This is a genomic window from Acetobacter sp. KSO5, assembly GCF_044094635.1.
GTDB lineage: Bacteria > Pseudomonadota > Alphaproteobacteria > Acetobacterales > Acetobacteraceae > Acetobacter > Acetobacter cerevisiae.
In genome coordinates this window covers 3,091,540-3,117,500 of the sequence record NZ_CP172014.1, presented here as the reverse complement: position 1 = coordinate 3,117,500, position 25,961 = coordinate 3,091,540, and the positions used below count along the sequence as shown (strand labels likewise).

The window sequence follows — 25,961 nt, the reverse complement described above, 5'->3', positions numbered from 1 at the left end:
GAGAAGCAGAACACTCTGGAAAGGGTGGCCATAGTGGGTGATAGTCCCGTATGCGTAGCGCTTCTGAAGATCCTTGAGTAGGGCGGGGCACGTGAAACCCTGTCTGAACATGGGGGGACCACCCTCCAAGCCTAAATACTCCCTGGTGACCGATAGTGAACAAGTACCGTGAGGGAAAGGTGAAAAGCACCCCGACGAGGGGAGTGAAATAGACCTGAAACCGAATGCCTACAAGCAGTCGGAGCCTCTTATGGGGTGACGGCGTACCTTTTGTATAATGGGTCAGCGAGTTTCTGTTTGCAGCAAGCTTAAGCCGGTAGGTGTAGGCGTAGCGAAAGCGAGTCTGAATAGGGCGTCTAGTTGCTGGCAGAAGACCCGAAACCGAGTGATCTAGCCATGGCCAGGCTGAAGGTGCGGTAACACGCACTGGAGGGCCGAACCCACGCCTGTTGAAAAAGTCGGGGATGAGCTGTGGCTAGGGGTGAAAGGCCAATCAAACTCGGAAATAGCTGGTTCTCCGCGAAATCTATTGAGGTAGACCGTCAGGAATTTACCCCGGGGGGTAGAGCACTGGATGGGCTAGGGGGGCCCAAAGCCTTACCAAACCTAACCAAACTCCGAATACCCGGAAGTATTAGCCTGGCAGACAGACAGTGGGTGCTAAGGTCCATTGTCGAGAGGGAAACAGCCCAGACCACCAGCTAAGGCCCCTAAATCGTGGCTAAGTGGGAAAGGATGTGGGGATTCCAAAACAACCAGGAGGTTGGCTTAGAAGCAGCCATCCTTTAAAGAAAGCGTAATAGCTCACTGGTCTAATAGAAACCCTGCGCCGAAAATGTAACGGGGCTCAAGCCACGTGCCGAAGCTGTGGGTGCATATCTATGATATGCGCGGTAGCGGAGCGTTCCGTAGGTCTGTGAAGGAAGCGGGGTGACCCCTTCTGGAGATATCGGAAGTGCGAATGCTGACATGAGTAGCGACAAACAGTGCGAGAAACACTGTCGCCGAAAGTCCAAGGGTTCCTGCGCAAGGTTAATCCACGCAGGGTTAGTCGGCCCCTAAGGCGAGGGCGAAAGCCGTAGTCGATGGGAATCAGGTGAATATTCCTGAACCTGCCAGAAGTGACGAATGCAATATGTTGTCAGTCCTTATCGGATTGGACTGGCTTTTGGCGCATTCCAGGAAATAGCTCTGGCATATAGACCGTACCCGAAACCGACACAGGTGGACTGGTAGAGAATACCAAGGCGCTTGAGAGAACGATGCTGAAGGAACTAGGCAAATTACTCGTGTAACTTCGGGATAAGCGAGACCCGTTAGTGGGCAACCATTGGCGGGTGGCACAGACCAGGGGGTAGCGACTGTTTAGTAAAAACACAGGGCTCTGCGAAGTCGAAAGACGACGTATAGGGCCTGACGCCTGCCCGGTGCCGGAAGGTTAAGAGGAGGTGTGAGAGCACTGAATTGAAGCCCCGGTAAACGGCGGCCGTAACTATAACGGTCCTAAGGTAGCGAAATTCCTTGTCGGGTAAGTTCCGACCTGCACGAATGGCGTAACGACTTCCCCGCTGTCTCCAGCATCGGCTCAGCGAAATTGAATTCCCCGTGAAGATGCGGGGTATCCGCGGTCAGACGGAAAGACCCTATGAACCTTTACTGCAGCTTTACAGTGGCATCAGAGACATTCTGTGTAGGATAGGTGGGAGGCTTTGAAGCAGGGGCGCCAGTTCCTGTGGAGCCATCCTTGAAATACCACCCTGAATTTTTCTGATGTCTAACCGCGGTCAGTTAGCCTGATCCGGGACCCTGTATGGTGGGCAGTTTGACTGGGGCGGTCGCCTCCCAAAGTGTAACGGAGGCGCGCGATGGTGGGCTCAGGCCGGTCGGAAACCGGCTGCTGAGTGCAATGGCATAAGCCCGCCTGACTGCGAGAGTGACAGCTCGAGCAGAGACGAAAGTCGGCCATAGTGATCCGGTGGTCCCGCGTGGAAGGGCCATCGCTCAACGGATAAAAGGTACTCTAGGGATAACAGGCTGATCTCCCCCAAGAGTCCACATCGACGGGGAGGTTTGGCACCTCGATGTCGGCTCATCACATCCTGGGGCTGGAGCAGGTCCCAAGGGTTCGGCTGTTCGCCGATTAAAGTGGTACGTGAGCTGGGTTTAGAACGTCGTGAGACAGTTCGGTCCCTATCTGCCGTGGATGTTGGAGATTTGAGAGGATTTGTCCCTAGTACGAGAGGACCGGGATGAACATACCTCTGGTGCACCGGTTGTCGCGCCAGCGGCACCGCCGGGTAGCTAAGTATGGACGGGATAACCGCTGAAAGCATCTAAGCGGGAAACCCACCTCAAAACTAGATCTCCCTGAGAGCCGTGATAGACCATCACGTTGATAGGCCAGGTGTGGAAGCGCAGTAATGCGTGTAGCTAACTGGTCCTAATCGCTCTATAGGCTCACTCTCATACTGTCCCCTTAAAAGGACAGCCCGTGCACAGAAATCATCCATGCACGCGTCACACACAAAAAAATTCTCTCTTTACCAACCGCATCCACACCACCCCACTCAGGGTGGACTGGATGACCTGGTGGCCATGGCGGGGAGTGATCCACCCGATCCCATCCCGAACTCGGCCGTGAAACCCCCCAGCGCCTATGATACTGCGGCTTAAGTCGTGGGAAAGTCGGTCGCCGCCAGGTCTTCCAGTCTACCCTAATCAACACCACCGCGGGGTGGAGCAGCCCGGTAGCTCGTCAGGCTCATAACCTGAAGGCCGCAGGTTCAAATCCTGCCCCCGCAACCATATCCCCTACAAAGAAATCCAAACCCTAACCCGATGCAGAAATGCAGGCGGGAAATAGCGCTTTGGTTAAGGCCAAAACACACGTAGGCCTGCTGTAGGCGACGTAGGCTATGCTTCAAAGCTGGGCCCGATTGGTCAACAACATGAAAAATTCAGGCTTGAAACGAGTGTCTTGTGTACCCTTTGCTCGCTCTGATTATTGCAGCCTTTATTTGTTACTCCTATTTCTGGTCCATTCTTGAATGGGGGATAATCGGCGTCGTCGTTTATGGCCTCTATCGGTTTGTTACAGCGCTGGTTGCGTCGCAGGATCAGCAAGCACGAAAACCTCATTCTTCCTTTAGGCCATCATCCTTCCAGGCAGAGAGCGATGACCCTCTGCAAACACTTACGGATGAAGCACCGTCTGCTGGTGCAATCATTGAAGAAGTTGATGATGCCCTTGAAAATGAAGCGGCTTTAAAAGTAGGGAAAGAGGGAGAGCTGCGCGTTGATCGCATTTTGTATCGGGTGGCAATGGATCATCTGACAGATGTTTATCTGGAAGATGAGCGTGGCCTGACACAGATTGATCATATTGCAAAAATGCCTTGGGGATTGGTGGTGATTGAAACCAAGACCTATGGCGGCTTTATTTCAGGCACTCGAAACTATCAGGTATGGAAACAAAGCTTTCGTCTGGTTGGAAGCAATAAATACTATCTGTTCCAAAATCCAGTTTGCCAGAATTTCCGACATCTTGCGGCTGTCAGACATGTTACTGGGTTAAAGGATCATGTCTCTTCTCTAGTCGTGTTTGCAGGCTCAGCCCACACTAGCCAACGTGTACATAATCAGATTGTTCGAATTAATCATCTGAAAACAGCTATGCGACAGCGTCCCACAACCGATTATCTTCTAGACTGGAAACGTGATGCAGCATGGGGTGCCCTGAAGCATCACGCTCAGGCCAACAGCGGACGGGCAGCAGAGCACCTTGAGCAGCTTAAAAGGCGCGCACAGTAATTTTGAAGCTTTCAGGTATCCATGATTTTGGTGCCGGGCCAGTTTTGTGAGGCAACCATGCTTTTAGCGAGTTCAATAAGAATTTCTCGCACAGCCAGTCCTGCTTCTGTTTCCGGAATGCTCTCCGGAACACACAGAGAAACGTCTTCCTGAATAACGGGGCTACACAGCTCGCACACGCGCGATTTGCCCGGCACAATAATCTTGCTGGCAACGGACCAAGGCAGAATTGTACAGCCGATTCCAGCCGCAACTGCGTCCTGAAGGGTCAGCAGGGCTTCAACTTCCGCAACAATATTGGGCGTGATCTGTTTCCGGGCAAAGGCCATGTTGATGCGTTTGCGGACAAAGTTATAGTCCGGGGGTAGAAGCAACGGTACTTCGGTCAGATCAGACAGCTTGACTGGCGATGAAAGGTTTTCTGCAAAAGAAGCCTCTTCCGGCACAACCAGAAAGAAATCTTCCGTCATCAGCGGCGTAAAATGTACGCCTTTAATGGGGCCTGCACCATGAATGACGGCCATATCCAACCGCCCCGTCATGACCATCTCGCTATAGATATCGTCAAAACTCTCCGTCAGATGCAGCGTAATCCCCGGCAATCTGGCGCGTACTTCCTTGAGGAGGGCGAGTGAGAGGGTGGATCCGGAAGAATACGGAGAAAGTCCAACAGACACCTTGCCGACAAGGGGGCCACCACCATTGCTGATCTCCGTCATGGCGCGATCAAGCTGTTTGATGATGGTCTGGGAATGGCGATAGAGTTCCAGCCCGGCAGCTGTGGGAGTTACGCCCATCTTGCTGCGGATCAACAGCTTCTGTTTGAAGGCTGTTTCCAGCGAGGCAAGCTGCTGGCTCAGGGCGGGCTGTGCAATATTCAGGATATCGGCCGCGCGGGAAATGCTTCCGATATCAATGATTTTTACGAACGCTTGTAACCGCCGAATATCCACGTTGCTTTCTCCATGCGCCGTATTTGATTATATTTATAACGAATTCGTGATGTTTTGTCAATAAATGTAAAGTTATCGCTCTATAAATATGATTTTACAAAAAAATTTAGTAATAAATATTCTATATAAATAAAGTAAGTATAATAAAAATCAAAAACTAGGCATTATTATTCTATGAATAATTTGTTCCGTGTTCATTTGTGCGCGTTAATTCCTGGAAAAGACGTATTATTTCCTGTCATAGAATTCTTGTATGGGGATAGATGCTTTTCAATGCTATCTCCTGCATGGGCGATGGGCATAAATTCATTTCATATCGATAATTCACTGACTTCTCTCTCGGGGTGCCGGAGCGAAGTTTTCGGAGTGCGTGTGTGATGCCTGGTTTAGCGGATCGACTTAACGGAATTTCCATTTCTGCATCAGCAGCAATGACGGACAAAGCAACAGCGCTTAAGGCTGAAGGTATTCGAGTCATTAGCCTCTCTTCCGGTGAGCCTGATTTTCCGACGCCGCCGCATGTTGTGGAAGCTGCTGTGGAAGCGGCACGCGCAGGGGATACAAAATATCCGCCGCAGGCCGGCAAGCCCGCACTTAAGAAGGCCGTGCGCAATAAATTCCTGCGGGAAAATAATCTGGATTATGCGCTCGATGAGATCCTGATTGCCAATGGCGGCAAGCAGATTATTTTTGATGCGATCATGGCCACCTGTAATGCGGGTGATGAGGTTGTGCTGCCCACGCCATACTGGATCAGTTACGCCGATCAGGCACGTCTGGCTGGCGCAAGTGTGGTTCAGGTTCCCTGTAAAGAGGAAAACGGCTTTCGCCTTATGGCGGAAGATCTGGATGCGGCCATTACAGAGCGCACCAAATGGGTCATTCTGAACTTCCCGAACAATCCATCCGGCACCTGCTGCCCGCGTGCGGATATGGAAGCCATTGCGGCCGTTCTGCTCAAGCATCCAAACGTTTGGATTATGACAGATGATATCTATGAACATCTTGTTTATGACGGCTTTGAGTTCTGCACGATAGCGCAGGTTGAGCCGCGCCTTAAAGATCGTGTTCTCACGGTTAATGGTGTCTCCAAAGCCTACGCCATGACAGGCTGGCGCGTTGGGTACGGTGGTGGGCCTAAAAAGCTGATTGCCGCCATGAACAACATGCAGGGGCAGTCCACCAGCGGGATTAATACGCTGGCTCAGGCCGCCGCAGTTGCCGCTCTGGAAGGACCGCAGGATTTCCTGAAAGACCGTGCGCGGGAATATCAGATCCGGCGTGATCTGGTGGTTGGTCTGCTGAACGCCATTCCGGGTATTCGTTGCCACAAGCCACAGGGTGCCTTTTATGTTTATGCAGATATCAGTGCCTGCATGAATAAGGTTTCCGCAGGTGGGAAAACCATTGCAACAGACACAGACTTTGTAATGGGTCTTCTGGAAGAGCAGCAAGTCGCTACCGTCCAGGGAACAGCCTACGGCATGAGCCCGTTCTTCCGTGTGTCTTATGCGACAGATGTTGAAACCCTGCGCGAAGGATGTGAGCGGATTGCCAGATTTGTGGCTGGTCTGAAGTAAAAGAAACATACGATCCGGCAAATCTTTGAAGGGTTGCCGGATAATGAAAAACCCCGCTCTGAACAGGCGGGGTTTTCTTATCGCTGCTTTGTGAAAAGCGTTCTGTAGTCAGGCAGGTTGAAGCGTCAGAACCGTCTGGCCATAGCCCACCAGATCACCCTCTTTCGCGATAAACTGCGCTACTGTGCCGTTTTGTGGCGCTGTAATAGGAACTGTCAGTTCCCCAATTTGCAACATAGCAACGGTATCTTCCGCCCGCACTGAGCTGCCTTCTGGTGCAAACTCTTTCTTTGTAACGGGATTGCACAGCAGCACATTCCCAAAATACGGAGCCTTCACTGGAATATCAGTGGAGGGTGCTTTTTCCGGATGCGTTTGTGCAGAGGGAGAAACAAGCGCAGAGGTAGGAGCCGCAGAGGGCTCATAGTCACCAACGCTGATACGCAGACGGGTGCCGTGGGCATTAGACAGCTCAAGGCTGCTCAGGCCAGCATCCTTAAGCCATTGACTGATCAGCACAACCTCTTCTGAATTCGGAAGAGTTTCAAAATTCGGGACAGATAAAGGCATGTTCATCAGGACTGTTCCCTTTTTTCCAGCCAATGCTCCAGATGGTGAATGTCCACGCCACCTTCCACAAATCCGGGATCAGACAAGAGTGCCTGATGGAGTGGAATGTTGGTCAGGATGGTTTCAACCTGCAGTTCGGTAAGTGCCACTTTAAGGCGGCGAATAGCTTCGTCGCGCGTTGCTCCCCGTGCAATGACCTTGGCAATCAGGGAGTCATAATACGGCTGCACAACGCTCCCTGCGACAATATGCGTATCCAGACGGATGCCTGCCCCGCCGGGCACATCCCAGCGGCTGACGCGGCCCGGAGAGGGTGCGAAGGAAAACGGGTCCTCCGCGTTAATCCGGCATTCAATGGCATGACCCGTGGTGTGAATAGCGCTTTGCTCGAGATCCAGCGGTTTGCCCTGCGCAATTTCAATCTGTGCACAGACAATATCAATACCAGTGGTTTCTTCTGTAATCGGATGCTCAACCTGCAAGCGCGTGTTCATTTCAATGAAGGCAAAAATACCGTCTTCATACAGGAACTCAAACGTGCCTGCGCCGCGATAGCCAATATTGCGGCAGGCCTGAGCGCAACTGGCCCCGATTTCTGCAATCAGTTCGGGCGGGATGCCGGGCGGTGGTGCTTCTTCCAGCACTTTCTGGTGCCGCCGCTGCAATGAGCAGTCACGCGCGCCCAGCCAGAGAGCCTTGCCATGGGTATCGCACAACACCTGAATTTCAATATGTCTCGGCTTCTGCATGAAGCGTTCCAGATACAGGGTCGGATTCCCGAAGGCCTGCTGGGCTTCCTTGCGGGTCAACGCAACAGCCTTGATCAGTTCGTCGGCTGACCAGACCACCCGCATCCCACGGCCACCACCGCCACCGGAGGCTTTGACAATGACCGGGAAGCCAACCCCATTGGCCAGATCCAGAATAGCCTGCTCGTTCTCTGGCAGCGGGCCATCTGAGCCGGGAACACACGGCACGCCGGACGCCTGCATGGTCTGCTTGGCGGTAATCTTGTCGCCCATCAGGCGGATGGATGCAGGCGTCGGACCGATGAAAGTGATTCCGGCTTTTTCAACAGCTTCCGCAAAGTCGGCATTTTCCGACAAAAAGCCATAACCGGGATGAATGGCCGTCGCCCCTGTCACCTTGGCGGCCAGAATAATGGCATCGGCATCCAGATAACTGCGGGCGGCAGAAGCAGGCCCAATGCACAGAGCGACATCTGCTTCCAGAACGTGGCGGCTCTGGGCATCCGCTTCGGAATAGACAGCAACCGTTTCCAGTCCAAGCTGGCGGCAGGCGCGTTGAATGCGCAGGGCGATCTCGCCCCGGTTGGCAATCAGGACGCGCCCGAAAGAGGGGGCCGCGCTCATGACAGACGCATCAGAGGCTGATCGGTCTCAACCTCACTGGCATCCGTCACCAGAATGGCCTCAACGCGGCCTGCAACCTCGGTTTTGACCGGTGTGAAAACTTTCATGGCTTCTATCAGACCTATCTGCTGTCCGACGCTCAGAGTGTCTCCCACCGCCACAAAAGGCGGAGCATCCGGGGAGGGAGACAGGTGGAGGGTGCCATACATGGGGGCGGTCACAACACGCTCTGCCTGAGGCTGGGCCGCAGGCGTTGAAGCGGACGTCGATGGGGCTGCTGGCCCGCAAGACGGTTCTGCCGGGGCTACAGGTGCGGAAGGGCGGCTTGGAACAAGGGCCGCCGGTGCGGCACCCTGTTCTGAACGCGTGATTTTAAGAGTCTGGCCGCCTTCCGAAATCTCAAGCTCACGGAGCGGAGCACGGCCAAACAGGTCTATCAGCGCTTTGAGAGCTTGAGTGTCCATAGCTGTCAGGATTTAGCCGGTTTCTTTGCAAAATTCAGACCACCAACAACCTGCCTGGTGGGCAGCACTTCCATGAAGCTGACATTCATCCGATGTGGTGCAGAAATGGCAAAAGCGATTGAATTTGCAAGGTCTTCCGGAAGCAGAGAGTCATATTCATCAAAGAATCGACGCTGAGCTTCTTCCATGTTGCCAATCAGGCGACCAAAGACTTCCGTCTGCACGCGGGCCGGGGAGACTTCCGTCACGCGGATGTTCTTGCCGAACAGGTCACACCGCAACTGCTGAGAGAGGGAATGCACGCCAGCCTTGGTGGCGTGATAAACCGTGTTGCCACCGGCAAACGCGTAATGGCCGGCAATGGACGTGATGTTGACGATGTGGCCGCGATCCCGTGCAATCATGCCCGGCAGAGCTAGGCGGGTCAGTTGCAGGACGGCGCGCAGGTTGATGTCCACCAGCCCGTCAATATCTTCTTCCGTCGTGTTGGTGATGTTACCTGTGCGGGACTGGCCGGCATTGTTGATGAGAATATCAATCTCATGCTCTTTGAAAATCGCGCCCATGGCGTCCAGATCTGCCACGCTGGCGGCGTGCACAATGCAGCCGGTTTCTGCGGCCAGTTTGTCCAGGCGTTCCTTGTCACGGGCCACGGCATGCACTTCCAGCCCCAGTTCCCGCAGGCGACGGACGGTCGCGGCACCAATGCCAGAGGAGGCGCCGGTAACAAGTGCTGTGCTGTAAGGCTGTGTCGTCATGATATGAAATATCCTGATGTCTATGGATCGGAACTGCCCTGCTACACAGGCCAGACTTCAATAAGTCATTTCACTTTAGAGACGGAATATTCCATTGACCAAGATCACTTCCGTCTTGCGTCATAAGATTATCCAATGTCTCCGCGTGGCGTGGTGGTCATAAGATTATTGTATGTCATCACAGGCAGATAATGTTGGCGGCGTTTCGCTCTCTGACCGTATCGTTACGGACGCAATATAGAACACCTTACAGGACATTATTTGGTGGCTGCCATCTTACACAATTGTTCCTGCGCGCATGACTGAAACCATGACTGCGCTGAAGACAGATCAGTTTGCTGGTTCAGCAGATGAGCCCACCATCAGCATGATCGGCACGCGGGCCATGCTGTTTGAAGCGCCCGGCGCGTTTACGCTGGCCTGCCAGCGGCGGATCTGGGCGCTCATGGATGCCTGTTCCGAACGCCCGGATATTGCGGAAGTCATGCCGGGCGTCACCAATCTGATGCTGATTTTTTCCATCCCGCCGGAAAACCCGGAGACGGTGGCGTGCTGGCTGCGTAAGGCATGGGAGACGCTGCCCGAGAAGCACATCAAAGGGCGCCTGTTTGAAGTGGCGGTCCGTTATGGCGGTGAGCTTGGGTCTGACCTGCCACGCGTTGCCGAGCATTGCGGCCTGTCTCCTCAGGACGTCATTACGCTGCATCAGGCACCCCTTTATACAGTGTGTGCGCTTGGTAGCGTGCCGGGGTTTGGCTATCTGCACGGTCTGGATCCGCGTCTGGAAACCCCGCGTAAATCCGTCCCCTCCTTAAAAATGCTGGCAGGCACAGTCACGATTGGTGGACCGCAGGCGGGGATTTCTGCGCTGACTGGGCCGAATGGCTGGAACTCCATCGGTTTTAGCGACCTTGTGATGTTCGACCCGGAACGCGAGCCGCCCGCCTTGTTTGATGTGGGTGACCAGATTCGCTTTTATGCCGAAAGTATTGAAGTGTGATTACAGTTCTTGAAACCGGCGTGCTGAACAGTGTGCAGGATGCGGGCCGTTTTGGGTATCGCCATCTGGGTGTGAGCACGTCCGGCGTGATGGACCCTCTGGCGCTGCGTTGCGGGAATATTTTGCTGGGTAATGCGCCGGATGCCGCCTGTATTGAAGTGCAGACTTTTCCTTTCAAAATACGGTTCGACAAGGCTGTCAGCTTTGTTGTCACCGGCGGGGAAGGGACGATCAAACTTGGGGAGCGGGCGCTTCAACCATGGTCAGTCGTCACGGCGCTGGCGGGGGACGTTCTGACGCTCGACCGTCCTTCTGTCGGGGCGCGGATGTATCTGTGCGTTTGTGGCGGGATTGATGTGCCGGTTGTGCTCGGCTCTCGCAGCACGCAGTTGCGAGGGGGCTTTGGAGGCTATCTCGGACGACCGCTGCAGGCGGACGATCAGTTTACGGGGATAGGTAGTTGCGTGCCGGACGGCTTTGGGGCGGTTCCTCCTCTGCGCGCACTCCCCGCCGCTTGTGCCGAAGAAAAAGAAAAGATCGTGACCCTGCGGGCTATTCCGGCAACAGACTATTTCCTGTTTACGGAAGAAGCACGCGCCCATTTCTGGTCCGCCTCCTGGCAGATCACAGCGCAAAGCAACCGGCTCGGTTACCGTCTGAAAGGTGGGGCTCTGAAGCTGACGCATCCTGTAGAGTTGCGTTCTTACGGGGTTATTCCCGGAATTATTCAGGTCCCCCCGGCAGGTGAGCCAATTGTTCAGATGGCGGACGCGAATACAGCCGGTGGTTATCCGCGCATTGCCACGGTGATCGAAGCGGATTTATGGCGTCTGGCACAGGCGCGCATTGGCAGTTTTGTGCAACTGCAATGCTGTGACCATGCAGAAGGTTTGCAGGCCATGCGGAATGAAGAGGCGTATCTGCAGGACCTTCAGGATAATACAGCCCTTTACAGAAAATCTTTTATGCGCAGGGAGGCCGGTCAGGCCGGTAAAAAATCATGAAGATTGATTTGAATGCCGATATTGGCGAGGGTTTTGGTCGCTGGACGATTGCGGATGATGCTGCGCTGATGGACGTGATTTCATCGGCCAATATTGCCTGTGGCTTTCATGCGGGTGACCATCTGATTATGGACCGCGTTGTGCGGGCTGCTAAAGAGCGTGGCGTGAGCATTGGGGCGCATCCGGGTCTGCCTGACCGGATGGGGTTTGGGCGTCGAACCATGGTTGTCAGCGCTGAAGAAATGGAAGCCATGCTGGCCTACCAGATTGGTGCCCTTAAAGGGATTGCCGCACGTCATGGCCTACGGGTAGGCCATGTTAGCTATCATGCAGCATTTGGCACAATGGCCAATGCGGATCAGGATCTGGCGGATCGCCTGGCGCGCGTCATTGCGCAGATTGATCCTGATCTGGTGATGCTGGCCATGGAAGGGCAGCCAATTGACCTGGCTGCCAGAAAAGCCGGTTTGCGGGTGCGTTCTCTTTTTCTGGCCGATCGGGCCTATCAGGCCAATGGGGCGCTTGTGCCCCGTGGGCTGGAGGGTGCAGTAATTCATGATCTGGATAAAGTTAAGGCACGTGTAAAGCAGTTTCTTGAGAGCGGAAATGTGACCACTATTGATGGTAAATCGCTGCCCATTCACTCCCGCTCTATCCTTGTGCATAGCGACACGCCGGGTTCCGATAAGCTGGCGCAGGCCATTGCCTCGCAGATTGCTGCAATGGGCGGTGAGATTGCGGCGGCTGAAGGATAAAAGGCTTTGAGAAGAACACGGCAGAAAAAGAACGATAATGTCCATGCAACATAATCTTGCGCGTGGTGCGTATCTGCTGGCTCTGGCCACACTTTTTACAGCCCTTCTCAATGCCCTGCAGAAAATTACCGGTTCAACGCTTTCTGTTGTTGAAATCGTCTTTTTCAGAAACTTGTTTTCTCTCCCCTTTGTCGTGGTGATTGCACTGCGTGGCGGCCTTGTGCTGAAGACTAACCATTTTGGCGGCCATGTCATCCGCTCCGTTGTCGGGTTGATCAGCATGATCATGACGGTTGTTGCTGTCACACATCTCCCGTTGGCAGAGCAGCAGGTTTTATCTTACACGCAGCCGCTTTTTCTCATTCTTCTATCAATCCCGCTCATGCATGAGCGTCCGTCTGTCCAGCGCTGGGTTGCGGTAGCCGTCGGGTTTGTGGGTGTTGTTGTTGTGGCAACGGGGAAGGGGCTTCTTGGTGGTAGTCATGGCACCGTTCCAACATGGGCTTATGCAGTTGCGCTGGCGCAAGGTGCGGTGGGTGCTTTGACGACCATGCAGATCCGCCAGCTTTCTGCGACGGAAAAAAGCACAACCATTGCCATGTGGCAGGCTATTTTGATGACGGCAGCGACCGCCGCGGCCTTGCCGTTTGTCTGGCATATGCCAACGCGTGCGGACCTTCTTTGTCTTATTGCAGTTGGTGCTTTTGCCGGGATTGCACAGGTTTTACAGACAGAAGCCTTTGCTTCTGCGCAGGTTTCCGCCATTGGCCCGTTTGCTTATTGTGGTCTGGTCTGGGCGGCACTGATTGGCTGGCTGGGCTTTGGCGAAGTTCCCGGTGTGGCCATGTTCGTGGGTGGATTGCTGATTATCGGCTCTGGTCTCTGGATGCTGCGGCATGAAAGACCGGCAAAGCAAAAAACAATTTTAGAATCAGAATCTTCCTCCGGAATACCTTAAAAAATCCGTAAAAAAGCACCGAAGGTATGGTGTAATCGTAATGTTCCGTTATCGTAAAAAAGACTGATGGGTTGTGTGAGGCCAGTGCGCCTTTCAAGGCAGAAGGTTTGAAGGGTAATCAAGCGATGAACAAGAACGCAGACTCATCACGCTATGTGTTTTTCGGCATGATTTTCCTGATGTATGTCATCAGTTACGGGGACCGTGCGGCTCTTTCCATTTCTCTGCCTGATCTGGGTCGTGAATTTTCCCTTTCGTCTGTTCAGATGGGCTGGGTGTCCTCCAGTTTTCTCTGGTCTTATTTTGTACTGAATCTGCCATCGACCATCCTGCTGGATAGCGTGGGCGCGCGCCTTGTGGGGAGTCTGGCGGTTTCCGTCTGGTCCTGCGCGATGATTCTGGGCGGCATGACCCGCAATGTGACACAGTTTATTTTAACACGCATGCTGCTCGGCGTCGGGGAAGCACCAACATTTGGTGTGGGTGCAACCATTGTTCGCAACTGGGCCAAACCGCAGGAGCGGGGCACCGTCATGACGGTGCTGCTGACGGGTATGCAGATCGGGCTTGCCGGCGGCACGATTGCAGGAGCCTATTTGATTGCAAAAGTGGGCTGGCGGTTTGAATTTATGGCGCTGGGTGTTGTGGGGCTGATCTGGGCGCTCGCCTGGTGGCTGCTTTACAGAAATCCGGAAAAATCAGCCACGCAGGCGCGTGTTCGTCCCATTCGCATTTCAGAAGTGCTGTCTCTGTTTCGCTCTTCCACATTTTGCGGCATTCTGGTTGTGCAATGCACACAGAATTTTCTGAACTTTCTTCTGATGTCCTGGGTGCCATTCTATTTGATTCATGAATTGCACCTGAATGTTCTGGGTTCCGGAAGTGGCACAGCAGGGTGTTATGTGGTGGGTGCTATTGGCGCGGTGTTTCTGGGGCGTGTGGCGGAGCATTTTGTTTTCCGCAAGAATGCTGACCCAAGCCATCGGCGCTTTATTGTCGCGTTTTGTATTATCGGGAGCGCGATGATTGGCTTTCTCCCGTTCTTTCATAAAGAAATGCCAATTCTGGCTGTTTTGTCCCTCTCACTTTGTTGCCTGATTGCGGCTAATGGGGCGAACACCGCCATGCTTGCAGATATGTTGCAGGATGGGCAGAAAATCGGATCAGTCACAGGTGTAACGCTGACATTCAGTAATGCTCTTGGTCTGACAGCTCCGATTCTGACGGGCTATATCGTTTCCTGGACCGGGAATTTCAACATGGCGTGGTACCTCTGCGCTGTTGCTCTGATTGTTGCTGGCCTGATTTCCCTCATGACCGTGCGTAAGCCGATTGTTATGGAATGATTTTGTAAGCTATTTTTCCGTAATCACTGGCAAAAAAGACGATAGAAACAGTTTGATCTGACACGTTGTCTGTCATGGCTACGTTTTGATTGAGTTTTTGGAAATGAAGCCCCCCGCAGAACCATGACTGGTTGTGCGGGGGATTTTTTATGTCGCAAAGAAGTGGTTATATTTTTAAACCAGCCAGAAAATTCCTTCAGGAAGCAACATATCAATATTCAGTATGACGCCAAAACATAACGGAAACGTATCATAAGGATACCAGATAAGTTTCTTAATCCGACCGGATTTCAGGGTGATGCGATGGCCAGAATATCGAAATTTGAATTGTCACTCGTCGCGAGTGTGGCGTTCGGTGCTCTTGTTCCGGCAGGAAATGGGTTTGCAGCAAGTGCAGAATCGTCGACAGGAAAGCCGCAGAAAGTTTTTGTGAAAAAAACAAAAGCGACTTCTGTAAAAGCAGCCCCCACACGTGCGCGTGCAAAACCCACCCCTATGAAGGGTGGTGAAGAATCCATCGAGGTCGGTGGCCATTCTGGCAGTTCCGTATTTTCGCCTACAACGCCTAAGCACAGCACGACGCAGGTGACTGTCGTGACAGGTGCTGAACTTTTGAAAACTGGCCAGACAAACGTTCTGTCTGCTCTGGCACAGGCTAATCCGGCTATTACGACGGCGGCTCTTCCGGGCGGTGGTGCAAGCTCCTTTGTGCAGACCATGCAGCTGCGTGGTCAGTCCCCGGATGACACACTGATTCTGGTTAACGGCCATCGTCGCCATATTGGTGCAAATTTCAATTCAAACTCTGGCACTAACTGGGGCAGTGAACCGGCCGATATTTCCCTTATTCCGGTTTCAGCCATTGATCATATTGAAGTTGTGACAGAAGGGGCTTCTGCTCTGTATGGGCAGGATGCCATTGCGGGTGCCGTCAATATTGTGCTCAAGCATGATACGCATGGTGGCAGCATCAATTTTAAAAACAGTGGTTATTACGCAGGGGATGGTCAGGCTCTGGATGGCTCTGCCAATTACGGCATGGCTCTGGGTCGGAATGGCGGCTACCTCGACCTTGCTGCTCAGGTCTCCCATCAGCTTCCCACAACGCGTGGCGGGGATTTTTACGGGACCCTGTTTGATGATTCCCGAAATCAGACGGCCAACCGTAATGTTCAGCGCGGCTTAGGAATTCCCAAATCCACGCTGGAAACCATCAGCGAGAACATGTCTGTTCCCATGGCACGTGGCTTTAATTTCTACAGCACGTCCACCTTCTCTCATCGTCGTGCGAACGTGCCGGAAACCTACCGTGCGAACACCAGCTCGGATGAGTGGATCAATCCCGATCTGTATCCTGATGGTAACCAGCCTTACATCGCCATGGATCAGCTGGATTTTGAGACCGATAACGGCATCAAGGCACGCAAGTTTGGGTTTGCTTGGGATGCTTACGTAACCTACGCGCGTGATAAACAGAATTACAGCACCACGAATTCTGAAAACGTTTCTATTCCCGGCAGCACGCAAACCTCCTTCTATGATGGTGCATCTATTGCCACGCAGCTGACGGCTGGTTTGCGTGGGTCCCGTTCATTCCGCCCGGACTGGGCACCCAAGCCGATCAACCTGCGGTTTGGTGGTGAATATCGCCATGATACCTTCCAGATGGTTGAAGGTGAGGCGTCGTCCTGGAGCGGTATGGGGGCGACTGACCATCCGGGTAACGTCCCGATGGCAGCAACTTACCAGAATCGTGACGTGTATGAAGGCAACGTTAATCTCGACTTCTATGTCACCAAGAAGTGGGAATGGACGCTGGGTGGTCGCGTAGGCAGCTATAATAATATTGCTACAGTTGAAACCGGCTCTGTTGGAACCCGCTACAACTTCAACAAACGCTGGGCTATTCGCGCCAATATCAACACGGGTTATCGTCCGCCTACGCTGGGTGCGCTGTCCTATTTCTATTCAGCACCGTATCCCGGTTATACGGTCGATCAGATTCCCGCCAGCAGCGCCATTGCCAAATATCTTGGCGCAGGCAACATGAAGGGTGAATACTCCCGCAGCTATTCAATCGGTTTTGATGCAACCCCGGTTGATGATTTCCACGTAACGGGGAACCTGTATTATATTGCCATTAACGGCAGAATGGGCAGCACCAAAACCTATTCGGTTAACCAGAATGACTCTGAACTTCTGGCACTTCTAAAAAATGCAAATCTGGAAAGTGCCACATCGCTTTCCTATTATGCCAACCTGTATAACACGCAGACATTTGGTGGGGACTTTAGCGCCGACTATACGCTGCACACGGCAAAGCTTGGTCAGTTCCGTTTTGCGATGGGGATCAATTTCTCGGATAACGAAATCCGGTCTGCAAAGTCTGATCTGGTGAACGAATACACCAAAATGATGGTTCTGCATTCCGCTCCGAAAAATCGTGAACAGATCAGCATGAACTGGACGCGTGGGAAGTGGTCTGCCTCCGTGCAGGAACTGCGTTATGGGTCCATTGTCTATATGGCAGCACCCACCGGGGCCGGGGCTGTGCCGTTCCAGCAGAATCCGGGGTTCATCACCAATCTGGAAGTTGATTATAAAATTTTTCCGCGCTGGACTGTTGGCGTGGGTGCTAATAACGTTGGGAACAAGCACCCGACGCGTGTGCCGCACTCCATTGCCAACACGCAGCAGGGTTTGGCTAAATATGCGTCTTACTCTCCTTACGGGTTTAGTGGTGGCATGTATTACGTCAAAACGTCTCTGGATTTTTAACGTCGGCTAAGTGTCCCGTGATGGTACACACAGTAGATTTAAGGGTATAAGCGCGCTGCCGCAGATCAGTTCACCGGAGTAGGGTGACAGATCTGCGGCAGCTTTTTTTGTGAGAAATTCCAGGCGGAAAGGTTGTCCTGATGTCTTATCAAAACAGTGTCGATCCGAAGAGTGACAAAGTGCAGCGGACTGAACGGGATAGTCTGGGAGCCTATGTACTGCCGCGTCATGCGCGGTGGGGGGTGCATACGGCACGCGCCATAGATAATTTTCCGGTTACCGGAACGCCAATAGGAAAATTTCCGGATCTCATTAAAGCACTTGTTTTGGTTAAGCAGGCAGCGGCTTCAGCTAATCATCAACTGGGTTATCTGTCTCCGGAAAAGGCTGCGATGATTGAGAAGGCCTGTCAGGAAATCACTCAGAATCTTCCGGAATATTTGCCAGATTTTAAGGTTGATGTGCTGCAGGGCGGGGCCGGAACCTCGACCAACATGAACGCCAATGAGGTGGTGGCCAATGTCGGGCTTATTGCGTCTGGATTTGAGGCAGGGCATTACGATAGCCTGCATCCGAATGACGATGTGAACATGTCTCAGTCTACTAATGACGTGTATCCGACTGCCGTTAAAATTTCCGTTTGTTTTGCTTTGCAGTCTTTTTTGCCCTCTCTGAAACGACTGGTGAATGCGTTTGAGGAAAAAGCCGAAGAATTCAAATCTGTCCTGAAAATAGGCCGCACCCAGTTGCAGGATGCCGTCCCGATGACACTGGGGCAGGAGTTTCAAGCCTATGCTGGCACATTGCGTAAAGAGATTGCCGCGGTGGAAGCTGTGGTGCCGCAGCTTTCTGAAATCAATCTGGGTGGGACGGCTATTGGCACAGGGATTAACTGTGACCCACGATATGGCGCACTGGTGACGGCCCATCTGTCTGATTTGTGTGGTTTCCCGCTGAAACAGGCTGAGAACCTGATTGAAGCGACGTCGGATGTTGGGGCGTTTGTGACCTGCTCAAGTGTTCTCAAGCGGCTGGCTATCAAGATTTCCAAGATTGCGAATGATCTGCGCCTGCTGTCCAGCGGCCCGCGGGCCGGGTTGGGGGAAATTGTTCTGCCTGCTGCGCAGGCAGGCTCTTCTATCATGCCGGGTAAGATTAATCCGGTTATTCCGGAAATGGTCAATCAGGTGGCTTTTATGGTCATCGGGCATGATGCAACCGTCTCATTCTGTGCGGAAGGCGGACAGCTCCAGTTGAATGCGTTTGAACCCGCCATGGGTTACTGCATTCTGGACTCCATCCAGATGATGCAGAACGCCTTCGAGGTTCTGGCGGAAAAATGCGTGCGCGGTATTCACGCCAACAAGGAACGTTGTCTGGAGCAGGTGCAGAACAGCATTGGCATTATTACCGCCTTTGTACCGGTGCTGGGGTATGAACTGTGCGCGTCCATCGCCAAACAGGCGCTGGCGGAAAACCGGCTGGTTGCGGATGTGCTGAAGGAGCGTGTGCCGATGTCTCCCGAACTGCTGGCGGATCTTCTGAAGCCGGAAGCCATGACCGCTCCGGTGCGTAAACAGAAAGGCACGCAGGTCAGTTGATTTTAAAATGATGCCCAGGGAGAAAGCGTCCAGAGGCCGTCAGGCTGATAACCGGTTGCCTGTCATCTGGAGAAAAGGCTTTTCGTTTATTCCCCCCATGGGTATAAAATAGTACTACGTTTGCATTCTCGCGTCTGAGGACAGGAGCCCTGAATGGTCAGGACACAGGCCCGGATATGGATTGGTCTGCTGGCCTGCCTGCTGATGCAGGTGGGGCTGTTGGCGGGTATTTCACCCGCACAGGCCCAGCGAGAAGCGCAGGCGCATCATGCCATGATGCATCACATGGCAACGTCCTGCTCCGAGGCAGACGCGATGGATGGGCGGTGCATGATGACGCATCCTGACTCCCATACCATGCCGGATGGTGACAAATGCTGCCATGTGCATGTTGCTGCGACAGACATTCCGGCGCCGGCGGACGCGTTGCATCCGGTTTTGCGGCCTGTCGGGAAAGCGCAGTCTTTCAGCATGTCCGCACAAACAGGGTTTGCCGGGGCTGACTGGCTGCCGCCCCTGCGTCCCCCCAGAATTCTGAACAGCTAGGCGCTGACAGGCGTCCTCCGTCCCGTTCCCTGCTGGGAAACGGGGTGTTGCGTGTGACTGTTTGGATTTTTCAGAATGTTTTCTTCGTCCCGTTTGCGGGGCGGCCTGACACGTCGTCGGTTTGTGACGGGGATGGGAGCTGGCGGCCTGATGGCGGCTCTCCCACATCCTGCACGTTCTGCGAGTGCCGTATTGCCTGCCGGGCTTATTCCGGCAGAGCCTTCGGCGACGTGGGATCTGCGAGTTGGCCGTACCCATATTGAAATTGACCACAAGGCTCTGAACGCCCCCTGTATCGGCGGCACGGTGCCCGGCCCTGTGCTGCGCTGGCGGCAGGGGGATACCGTGGCGGTGAACGTCACCAACACGCTCAGGCATGAGGATACGTCCATTCACTGGCACGGTATTCGTCTGCCATCGGATATGGATGGAGTGCCGGGCCTGAGTTTTACCGGCATCAAACCCGGTGAGACATTTACTTATCGCTTCCGGCTGCATCAAAGCGGCACATATTGGTACCATAGCCATTCCGGCATGCAGGAAGCGCAGGGGCTTTACGGGGCGGTGGTGATTGACCCCATCCACCCGGACCCCAATGTGTGTGACCGGGATTATGTGATTCTACTGTCCGAATGGACGGATGTGTCCCCCATGGACATGATTAACAACCTCAAGATGCAGGATGATTATTACGTTTTCCGCCAGAGGACGGCTGCTTCTTTTCCGAGGGAGGCGCGCGAGGGAGGGAGTGCTGCGGCTGCCCTGAAGGACCGGCTGGCCTGGTCCCGCATGCGGATGGCTGCCACGGATATCTCGGATGTGACCGGGATTATCTATACCTATCTGCTGAACGGTCATGCCCCGGATATGAACTGGAATGGCCTGTTCCGCGCCGGTGAGCGGGTGCGTCTACGGTTTATCAACGGGTCCTCCATGACCTTTTTTGATATCCGTATTCCCGGTCTGGAAATGCTGGTGGTGCAGGCGGACGGGAATGATGTGGAACCCGTGCCCGTCGATGAATTCCGTATTGGTGTGGCGGAAACCTACGATGTGATTGTGCAGCCAAAGGATGACCGTGCCTACACCATTTTTGCCCAGAGTGAGGACAGAACCGGCTTTGCTCGCGGCACACTGGCCCCCCGCGCGGGTATGGCTGGCCCGGTGCCACCAATGGACCCGCGGCCTGTCCGCACCATGATCGACATGGGGATGGGGGACATGAAGCCCGGCGAGAGCATGCAGGATATGGAGATGCCGGGCGGAAGTATGGCCGGGACGGATAAGGGCAGCATGGATATGTCCGGTGGCAGTATGGCGGGTATGGACATGCACGGTATGGATATGAGCCATATGCACCACACCATGCCGCCAATTGAGGTGGATGACCCCGGGCCACCGCCCATCAATGTGGAAAACCAGAACGTGGCCATGATGCCGGTTGACCGGCTGGGCAGCCCCGGTGACGGGCTGGAGCACAATGGTCGTCGGGTGCTGAACTACAAACAGTTGCGGGCTACCCGACCGGGAGCAGACCCGCGCCCTCCGTCCCGAGAAATCATCCTGCATCTGACGGGCAATATGGAGCGGTATATCTGGGGGTTTAACGGACGGAAATTTTCAGAATCCGGACCGATCCGCCTGAAAAAAGGGGAGCGGGTCCGCTTTACGCTGATTAACGACACCATGATGGAACACCCCATTCATCTGCATGGATTATGGAGTGAACTGGAAAACGGACAAGGCGACTTTCGGCCTTATAAACACACGCTTATTTCTCAACCGGGGTCGCGGATGAGCTATCTGGTCACGGCGGATGTGCCTGGGATGTGGGCGTATCATTGCCACCTGATGCTCCATATGGATCTGGGCATGTTCCGCACGGTGATTGTGGAATGAAGTATCGTGTTTTGATGGGGGCGTGTCTGGTCGCACAGGCCCTGCCCCTGCCCATAGCACAGGCGGGGGACAACGCGTCTTTTGCTCCTGCGTCCAGTGTTACTGCCACGCGCTACCACGCGGCAGATGCCCCTTCTGCCACCCCAGTGGTGTATCTGGGCCATATCAATCCGGTCATGGATCAGGAGAGCTATTTTCACGGCATCATGAATGAGCTGGAAGGGCGTTATGCACCCGGCGGGACGGATTTTCGCTGGGATGGTGAGGCCTGGTATGGATCTGACTACAACAAGGTCTGGCTGAAAACCGAAGGCACACTGGAGCGAGGTCACCTGCATGATGGGGATCACGAACTGCTCTATAGCCGCTCCATCTCACCCTATTTCAATCTTCAGGGTGGCGTGCGCGCGGATCTTGATGATGGTCCAACACGCACATGGGGGGCGTTCGGCGTGCAGGGGCTGGCGTTGTATCAGTTTGAAGTGCAGGCGACGGCTTATGTCAGTGATCGCGGGCGTTTTGCCGCCCGGCTGGAAGGCTCATACGATTTCCTGCTGACCAACCGCCTGATTCTTCAGCCGCAGGCCGAGTTCAATCTCTACACCAAATCCGACGCGGGGCGGCAGGTAGGGGCAGGCTTGTCGGATGTCGATGCCGGGTTGCGCCTGCGCTACGAACTATGGCGGAAGTTCGCGCCCTACGTGGCCGTCACCTATTCCGGATATCTCACGCAGGCGCGTCGGATTGTGCATGACCAGGGCGGCGAGACCGGAACTGTGCGTTTTACAATGGGGATTCGGAGCTGGTTCTGAATTTTTCTTATTCTAAAAAAGGATATACTCAATGCGGTCTTCTTTTATTGCTCTTGCAGCTCTTCTTTTTACTGGTGTTGCACAGGCTGAGCCCATGCAGATGGCACCGGGGCAGAACATGGGGGATATGAAGAGAGAAGTCCCCAAACAGACGGCTCCGCACGGCATGGAAAGCATGAGTATGGAACAGCAGATGGCTATGTGCAGCAGGATTGAAACACTGCAAAAGCAGGGCAAGGCGCTGACTGCGGCCATGAAGGAGCAGAAAGCCGTCTGCGATAAAATGAATGGCAATATGAGCGCGCCTGCGCAGACCGCGCCGGATGCCACGCTGGAACGCTAAACCGGCAGAATGGGGAAGGGGCTTACCGGATCATTCTGCGTACAACGCGCAGCAGTTCCTCAATGGCTTCTTCCCCGCCATCCTCCTGCACAGCCTTGCGTACGCAGCCATTGGCGTGGGTTGAGAGAATTTCGGTCGCAACACCATCCAGCGCGGACTTCACGGCAGAAATCTGCATGAGGATGTCCACACAATAGCGGTCCTGCTCCACCATGTTCAGCACCCCACCAACCTGACCTTCAATACGGCGCAGCCGATTGGTGAGAGCTTTTTTGTGGGGTTGCTGGACGCGTTTCTCGGACGTCCCCTCGCTCTCACATGTGTTACATTTTGCCGGGGCGGTTGTGGCCCGGGGTTGCGTTGCCATGGTGTCCCCTTTCTCTCTATGGCGCCTTTCCTAGCAGGTCATCTCTTATCCCGCTATCCGTAGGCAAATATGGGGTGCCATTGTGCAAAAGAGTGATTTACACTGTTTTACGGATGGAAAATGTAATAGTGCGGCCCAGTGGATCCATAAAGGCAGGCTGGTAGCCCGCAGGTGTCGCGCCCTTTCCATTATGAACATGGATACGTTCATTAAAAACATTGTCCACAGATAAAAACAGACGGAAGTTTTTTGCCCATTTCCGGTCTTCCCAATGTGGCAGTTCACCCAGATCTGCAAACACGGTGGCATCAAGGGTTCCCAGCGCACTAAAATACAGACTATCGCCGGGGGAAGATGCCAGAGTCGATGTGCCAGCCTGCCATTTTCCGACGAGGCGGACACCGATGCCTTTATCATAGATCCCGCCCTGAAGTTCCATTTCATGCCGGGGCTGCCCACCCAGACCACTGATGGTGCCACCCCGGAGCAGATTAATAGCGGGCAGGCCGGATCGCAGCGTGACGGTATCCTGCAACCGCCAGACCTGTGTGGCGACCAGATAAATCCGGCCATGCGCTTTTTTCGATTTGCCATGCCTGTCCGTCCCGCTGCCCTGTAACGGCTGGGAGAAGGAGAGGGTGGCGTTCCACTCGCTCCGGCTTTCACTGTCTGCATTGACCGGGCGGATATCAACACTTTCCAGAATGCCGTCCGTATTGCGTTGGAAGCGGTCAGGAAAGGCGTTTTCGATCGCGGCGGTTGCTGTGGGCAGGGAGAGAATGGTGTTGTGGGTTGTGTCATGCACGTAGTTCACATGCAGCCGTGCGCCGGTGATGTAGGGCAGGGTGATTAACGTTCCCAGACTGATTTCATGCCGACTGGTGGCTTTCAGGTTTGGGTTGCCGCCCGACAGGCTGGTGATCTGCACGGATTGCCCGGTGACATAATCGTAGGTTGTGACATTGGGGGTCTGGATGGTGGGGGCGACAAGCTGGGACGCAGTGGGTGCTTCCTGACTGTTGGTGATGGAGAGTGGAAACTGCACCCATGAGATGGGTGCCCATGTCACGCCTCCGCCAATGGTGCCCAGTGTGCCAAATTGTGACACCTGATTGACTGCCGCGTTTACATTGCCATCCAGCTTTCCCAGAAAGGGCAGAACATGCTTGTTTCTGTTGGCAATGGGGATATCCGCATTGAACTGGAATGTGCCCACCTCCCGCCGGATATGGCTGTAAGACCGTTCGGATTTGATGGAGGAAACGGCATTCTGGTTCGTCAGAGCACCGGTGAGAGAGAGACTGGTCGCCACATCGCCCGCGGGAAGGGAGAAGACATTCCCTGACATCAGCCCGCTGACCTGCCCGTTATTGCTGGTGGTGTGGCCGGTGTTCAGGGTGCGTTGAGACAGCGCATTGGCTGGAAAAACAGAAAACGGATTGAGAGCCGTGCTACCGTCTGTCAGATCCGTCTGGACAGTTTGCAGGTTCAGGCCGGTCTGGCTGCTGGTTGTTATTTCTGACCGGTCATAGCTGCCTGTGCTGTTCCACTTCCAGCTTCCCACATCACCATCAAACTTCAGGCCGGCATGGGCTGTTTCGGTATGCACTTTTTGGCGGAGGGGAGAGGTTTCTGTAAAATTTCTGTACAGCAATGTGTCTTCTGAAAAAGGAGAAAACGGGTTGCTGGCCGGAAGGGGCAGAATGCCGCGTGCCGGGCCTTGCAGGCTGTGCTGATCCTGGCGGGTGTAGGTCAGGTTGAGGGAAGACGTGACTGTTTTGAAAATCTGCCCGGCAATCACACCATTCAGCGTCAGTTTTTGCACACTGGGCTGAAGAGTGTAGGCCGAGGCGTCCCCGTTACTGTGTGGCAGGTTCGCGTAAGGCAGAAAATCCTGAAGTGTCGGCACTTGCGTGCTAGCCAGTGAGGGGGCTCCCGCGACGGTAACGGGCGTACCTGCCAGAGCATCCAGTGTGGGGTCCAGACTGCCGCCGTCTGCTGCGGTGACATTCCCTGCATTGGCATATAACCCGCTGGCCCGCGCTGGCACCACGCCGCGCTGGCTGTCTTTCAGTTCGGCCTGATTGGAATAGCGTGCACTCAGATTGATCCGTCGTTCCCCATCCAGTTTTGTATAGCTGAGGGATGGCGCGCCGACTTCTCCTCCCCCATCTGTGGATGTGGTGCCACTCAAACGTGTGCGGACGGCATGGAAATGCTTAACGGTAATAATATTCACCACGCGCTGTGTGGCGGAATAGCCGTATTTCAGAGCTTCCTCTTCGGTAAAGATTTCCACATGATCTATGGATTCAAAGGGCAGATCCTGAAGTTCCTGCATGCCCGAAACACGTTTGCCATTTAGCAGGGTGACAGGCCCGTTTCCTCCTGCTCCGCGCCCGGAGCGTGTTTCCGGAGAGATAGCTGTCAGCAGATCAGAGGCGGAATCCACACCATAGGCCCGGATTTCATCGGCCTTAATCTGCATGATCGGTTTCAGATGCCCCAGTGCTTCGCCACGGGCTTTGTGGCCAACGACATCAATATTTTCAGTCTTTTGGGTGGACGTTGTCTGGGAATTTTCGGATGCGGTGCTGGTGCTGGTGCTGGTGCTGGTGCTGGTGCTGGTGCTGGTGCTGGTGCTGGTTGCTGATTGCGCCAGCGCAGGCTCTGTCGCACTGACCAGACCAAGGCCACCAGCCAGAACCGTTGGTGCGATGAGGCGCACGGATCGTGACGATGCAAACGGTCTGCCGGGCAGGATACGAAGCAGAAGAACAGGCATGAGCTCAGACAAATGAGGGGGCGCAGAAAAGCAGGGCCGGAGCAACCTGATACCCCGACGAGGGTATGGTCTCAAGAAAGGATGCTGTTCCGCAGGAAGCCGCGACGGCATGACCGGGAGTTCTGCCGGGGTTGAGGGGGAAGGCCGTACTGGTCATATAAGGCTGTTCCCTGACAGAGCACGCGCTTTGCATGCAGGTTTTCTTTCTTTTTTATACCGGTATGGGGTATAAAATACAATGAAATCCCCTAAGGAGTCC

Annotated in this window: 20 protein-coding genes, 1 tRNA gene and 2 rRNA genes (1 of these 23 running past the window's edge); 16 read left to right on the top strand and 7 right to left on the bottom strand. The window is 54.1% G+C overall.

Annotated features, from left to right (window positions below; all coding sequences use genetic code 11):
• From ACHQGU_RS14110 to ACHQGU_RS14095, 4 genes are all read left to right on the top strand, one after another.
• A 23S ribosomal RNA gene (locus ACHQGU_RS14110) occupies positions 1-2,465 on the top strand; it begins 277 nt to the left of the window's first position.
• Between the two features lie 120 nt (positions 2,466-2,585).
• Positions 2,586-2,701: ribosomal RNA gene (rrf, locus tag ACHQGU_RS14105) — 5S ribosomal RNA — on the top strand.
• A gap of 27 nt (positions 2,702-2,728) precedes the next feature.
• Positions 2,729-2,805, top strand: a tRNA-Met gene (locus tag ACHQGU_RS14100).
• A gap of 183 nt (positions 2,806-2,988) precedes the next feature.
• The gene (locus ACHQGU_RS14095; RefSeq protein WP_395495427.1) at positions 2,989-3,810 is read left to right on the top strand and encodes a nuclease-related domain-containing protein; all 822 of its coding nucleotides are present in this window, start codon (positions 2,989-2,991) and stop codon (positions 3,808-3,810) included.
• Between the two features lie 11 nt (positions 3,811-3,821).
• Here ACHQGU_RS14095 and nac read toward each other — a convergent pair whose 3' ends face one another.
• On the bottom strand, positions 3,822-4,763 hold the full coding sequence (nac, locus tag ACHQGU_RS14090; RefSeq protein WP_395495426.1) for a nitrogen assimilation transcriptional regulator NAC: 942 nt from the start codon (positions 4,761-4,763) through the stop codon (positions 3,822-3,824).
• Positions 4,764-5,140: 377 nt separating this feature from the next.
• Here nac and ACHQGU_RS14085 point away from each other — a divergent pair, with 377 nt between their 5' ends.
• The gene (locus ACHQGU_RS14085) at positions 5,141-6,343 is read left to right on the top strand and encodes a pyridoxal phosphate-dependent aminotransferase (protein ID WP_395495425.1); all 1,203 of its coding nucleotides are present in this window, start codon (positions 5,141-5,143) and stop codon (positions 6,341-6,343) included.
• 108 nt (positions 6,344-6,451) lie between these two features.
• Here the strand turns inward: ACHQGU_RS14085 and ACHQGU_RS14080 are convergent, their stop codons facing one another.
• Genes ACHQGU_RS14080 through ACHQGU_RS14065 form a run of 4 tightly spaced genes read right to left on the bottom strand, consistent with a single transcriptional unit; the run spans position 6,452 to position 9,508 of the window.
• On the bottom strand, positions 6,452-6,919 hold the full coding sequence (locus tag ACHQGU_RS14080) for an acetyl-CoA carboxylase biotin carboxyl carrier protein (protein WP_395495424.1): 468 nt from the start codon (positions 6,917-6,919) through the stop codon (positions 6,452-6,454).
• Positions 6,919-8,286, bottom strand: a complete 1,368-nt coding sequence (gene accC / locus ACHQGU_RS14075) for an acetyl-CoA carboxylase biotin carboxylase subunit (protein ID WP_395495423.1) — start codon at positions 8,284-8,286, stop codon at positions 6,919-6,921. The genes ACHQGU_RS14080 and accC overlap by 1 nt, the downstream gene beginning before the upstream one ends.
• A complete protein-coding gene (gene accB / locus ACHQGU_RS14070) occupies positions 8,283-8,750 on the bottom strand; it encodes an acetyl-CoA carboxylase biotin carboxyl carrier protein (RefSeq protein ID WP_395495422.1) in 468 nt (155 codons plus the stop codon). Before accB ends, accC begins: the two co-directional genes overlap by 4 nt.
• A gap of 5 nt (positions 8,751-8,755) precedes the next feature.
• Positions 8,756-9,508, bottom strand: coding sequence for an SDR family oxidoreductase (locus tag ACHQGU_RS14065; RefSeq protein ID WP_395495421.1), 753 nt, complete (start codon positions 9,506-9,508; stop codon positions 8,756-8,758).
• Positions 9,509-9,818: 310 nt separating this feature from the next.
• On the opposite strand from ACHQGU_RS14065, the gene pxpB reads away from it, so the two are divergent.
• The 11 genes from pxpB to ACHQGU_RS14010 all read left to right on the top strand — a co-directional run bounded on the left by pxpB (position 9,819) and on the right by ACHQGU_RS14010 (position 22,550).
• On the top strand, positions 9,819-10,508 hold the full coding sequence (gene pxpB / locus ACHQGU_RS14060) for a 5-oxoprolinase subunit PxpB (RefSeq protein WP_395495420.1): 690 nt from the start codon (positions 9,819-9,821) through the stop codon (positions 10,506-10,508).
• Entirely contained in the window at positions 10,505-11,512 is a 1,008-nt protein-coding gene (locus tag ACHQGU_RS14055) for a biotin-dependent carboxyltransferase family protein (RefSeq protein WP_395495419.1), read from the top strand. The genes pxpB and ACHQGU_RS14055 overlap by 4 nt, the downstream gene beginning before the upstream one ends.
• Complete coding sequence (locus ACHQGU_RS14050) at positions 11,509-12,267, top strand: LamB/YcsF family protein (protein WP_395495418.1); 759 nt, start codon at positions 11,509-11,511, stop codon at positions 12,265-12,267. The genes ACHQGU_RS14055 and ACHQGU_RS14050 overlap by 4 nt, the downstream gene beginning before the upstream one ends.
• A 43-nt stretch (positions 12,268-12,310) precedes the next feature.
• The gene (locus ACHQGU_RS14045) at positions 12,311-13,225 is read left to right on the top strand and encodes a DMT family transporter (protein WP_395495417.1); all 915 of its coding nucleotides are present in this window, start codon (positions 12,311-12,313) and stop codon (positions 13,223-13,225) included.
• Positions 13,226-13,350: 125 nt separating this feature from the next.
• Complete coding sequence (locus ACHQGU_RS14040; protein ID WP_395495416.1) at positions 13,351-14,571, top strand: MFS transporter; 1,221 nt, start codon at positions 13,351-13,353, stop codon at positions 14,569-14,571.
• A gap of 303 nt (positions 14,572-14,874) precedes the next feature.
• Positions 14,875-17,349, top strand: coding sequence for a TonB-dependent receptor plug domain-containing protein (locus tag ACHQGU_RS14035; protein ID WP_395495415.1), 2,475 nt, complete (start codon positions 14,875-14,877; stop codon positions 17,347-17,349).
• A gap of 140 nt (positions 17,350-17,489) precedes the next feature.
• Positions 17,490-18,950: an aspartate ammonia-lyase gene (locus tag ACHQGU_RS14030; RefSeq protein ID WP_395495414.1), complete on the top strand. Its 1,461-nt coding sequence runs from the start codon at positions 17,490-17,492 to the stop codon at positions 18,948-18,950.
• A gap of 153 nt (positions 18,951-19,103) precedes the next feature.
• Positions 19,104-19,496, top strand: coding sequence for a DUF2946 family protein (locus ACHQGU_RS14025; RefSeq protein ID WP_062273226.1), 393 nt, complete (start codon positions 19,104-19,106; stop codon positions 19,494-19,496).
• 75 nt (positions 19,497-19,571) lie between these two features.
• Positions 19,572-21,395, top strand: a complete 1,824-nt coding sequence (locus tag ACHQGU_RS14020) for a copper resistance system multicopper oxidase (RefSeq protein ID WP_395495413.1) — start codon at positions 19,572-19,574, stop codon at positions 21,393-21,395.
• Positions 21,392-22,207, top strand: coding sequence for a copper resistance protein B (locus tag ACHQGU_RS14015; RefSeq protein ID WP_395495412.1), 816 nt, complete (start codon positions 21,392-21,394; stop codon positions 22,205-22,207). Before ACHQGU_RS14020 ends, ACHQGU_RS14015 begins: the two co-directional genes overlap by 4 nt.
• Positions 22,208-22,238: 31 nt before the next feature.
• Positions 22,239-22,550: a hypothetical protein gene (locus ACHQGU_RS14010; RefSeq protein ID WP_395495411.1), complete on the top strand. Its 312-nt coding sequence runs from the start codon at positions 22,239-22,241 to the stop codon at positions 22,548-22,550.
• Positions 22,551-22,572: 22 nt separating this feature from the next.
• Here ACHQGU_RS14010 and ACHQGU_RS14005 read toward each other — a convergent pair whose 3' ends face one another.
• Together ACHQGU_RS14005 and ACHQGU_RS14000 are read right to left on the bottom strand one after the other, a co-directional pair.
• Positions 22,573-22,917, bottom strand: a complete 345-nt coding sequence (locus ACHQGU_RS14005) for a metal-sensitive transcriptional regulator (RefSeq protein WP_062142657.1) — start codon at positions 22,915-22,917, stop codon at positions 22,573-22,575.
• Between the two features lie 97 nt (positions 22,918-23,014).
• The gene (locus tag ACHQGU_RS14000; RefSeq protein WP_395495410.1) at positions 23,015-25,702 is read right to left on the bottom strand and encodes a hypothetical protein; all 2,688 of its coding nucleotides are present in this window, start codon (positions 25,700-25,702) and stop codon (positions 23,015-23,017) included.
• Positions 25,703-25,961 lie beyond the last annotated feature (259 nt).

What these genes read in the sequence shown, in the direction of transcription:
- ACHQGU_RS14010 (WP_395495411.1), top strand. Translation starts at nt 22,239, where the DNA reads ATGCGGTCTTCTTTTATTGCTCTTGCAGCTCTTCTTTTTACTGGTGTT.
- ACHQGU_RS14035 (WP_395495415.1), top strand. Translation starts at nt 14,875, where the DNA reads ATGGCCAGAATATCGAAATTTGAATTGTCACTCGTCGCGAGTGTGGCG.
- ACHQGU_RS14085 (WP_395495425.1), top strand. Translation starts at nt 5,141, where the DNA reads ATGCCTGGTTTAGCGGATCGACTTAACGGAATTTCCATTTCTGCATCA.
- ACHQGU_RS14005 (WP_062142657.1), bottom strand. Translation starts at nt 22,917, where the DNA reads ATGGCAACGCAACCCCGGGCCACAACCGCCCCGGCAAAATGTAACACA.
- ACHQGU_RS14020 (WP_395495413.1), top strand. Translation starts at nt 19,572, where the DNA reads ATGTTTTCTTCGTCCCGTTTGCGGGGCGGCCTGACACGTCGTCGGTTT.
- ACHQGU_RS14000 (WP_395495410.1), bottom strand. Translation starts at nt 25,702, where the DNA reads ATGCCTGTTCTTCTGCTTCGTATCCTGCCCGGCAGACCGTTTGCATCG.
- ACHQGU_RS14030 (WP_395495414.1), top strand. Translation starts at nt 17,490, where the DNA reads ATGTCTTATCAAAACAGTGTCGATCCGAAGAGTGACAAAGTGCAGCGG.
- accB (WP_395495422.1), bottom strand. Translation starts at nt 8,750, where the DNA reads ATGGACACTCAAGCTCTCAAAGCGCTGATAGACCTGTTTGGCCGTGCT.
- ACHQGU_RS14015 (WP_395495412.1), top strand. Translation starts at nt 21,392, where the DNA reads ATGAAGTATCGTGTTTTGATGGGGGCGTGTCTGGTCGCACAGGCCCTG.
- ACHQGU_RS14045 (WP_395495417.1), top strand. Translation starts at nt 12,311, where the DNA reads ATGCAACATAATCTTGCGCGTGGTGCGTATCTGCTGGCTCTGGCCACA.
- ACHQGU_RS14040 (WP_395495416.1), top strand. Translation starts at nt 13,351, where the DNA reads ATGAACAAGAACGCAGACTCATCACGCTATGTGTTTTTCGGCATGATT.
- accC (WP_395495423.1), bottom strand. Translation starts at nt 8,286, where the DNA reads ATGAGCGCGGCCCCCTCTTTCGGGCGCGTCCTGATTGCCAACCGGGGC.
- ACHQGU_RS14080 (WP_395495424.1), bottom strand. Translation starts at nt 6,919, where the DNA reads ATGAACATGCCTTTATCTGTCCCGAATTTTGAAACTCTTCCGAATTCA.
- ACHQGU_RS14050 (WP_395495418.1), top strand. Translation starts at nt 11,509, where the DNA reads ATGAAGATTGATTTGAATGCCGATATTGGCGAGGGTTTTGGTCGCTGG.
- ACHQGU_RS14065 (WP_395495421.1), bottom strand. Translation starts at nt 9,508, where the DNA reads ATGACGACACAGCCTTACAGCACAGCACTTGTTACCGGCGCCTCCTCT.
- ACHQGU_RS14025 (WP_062273226.1), top strand. Translation starts at nt 19,104, where the DNA reads ATGGTCAGGACACAGGCCCGGATATGGATTGGTCTGCTGGCCTGCCTG.
- pxpB (WP_395495420.1), top strand. Translation starts at nt 9,819, where the DNA reads ATGACTGCGCTGAAGACAGATCAGTTTGCTGGTTCAGCAGATGAGCCC.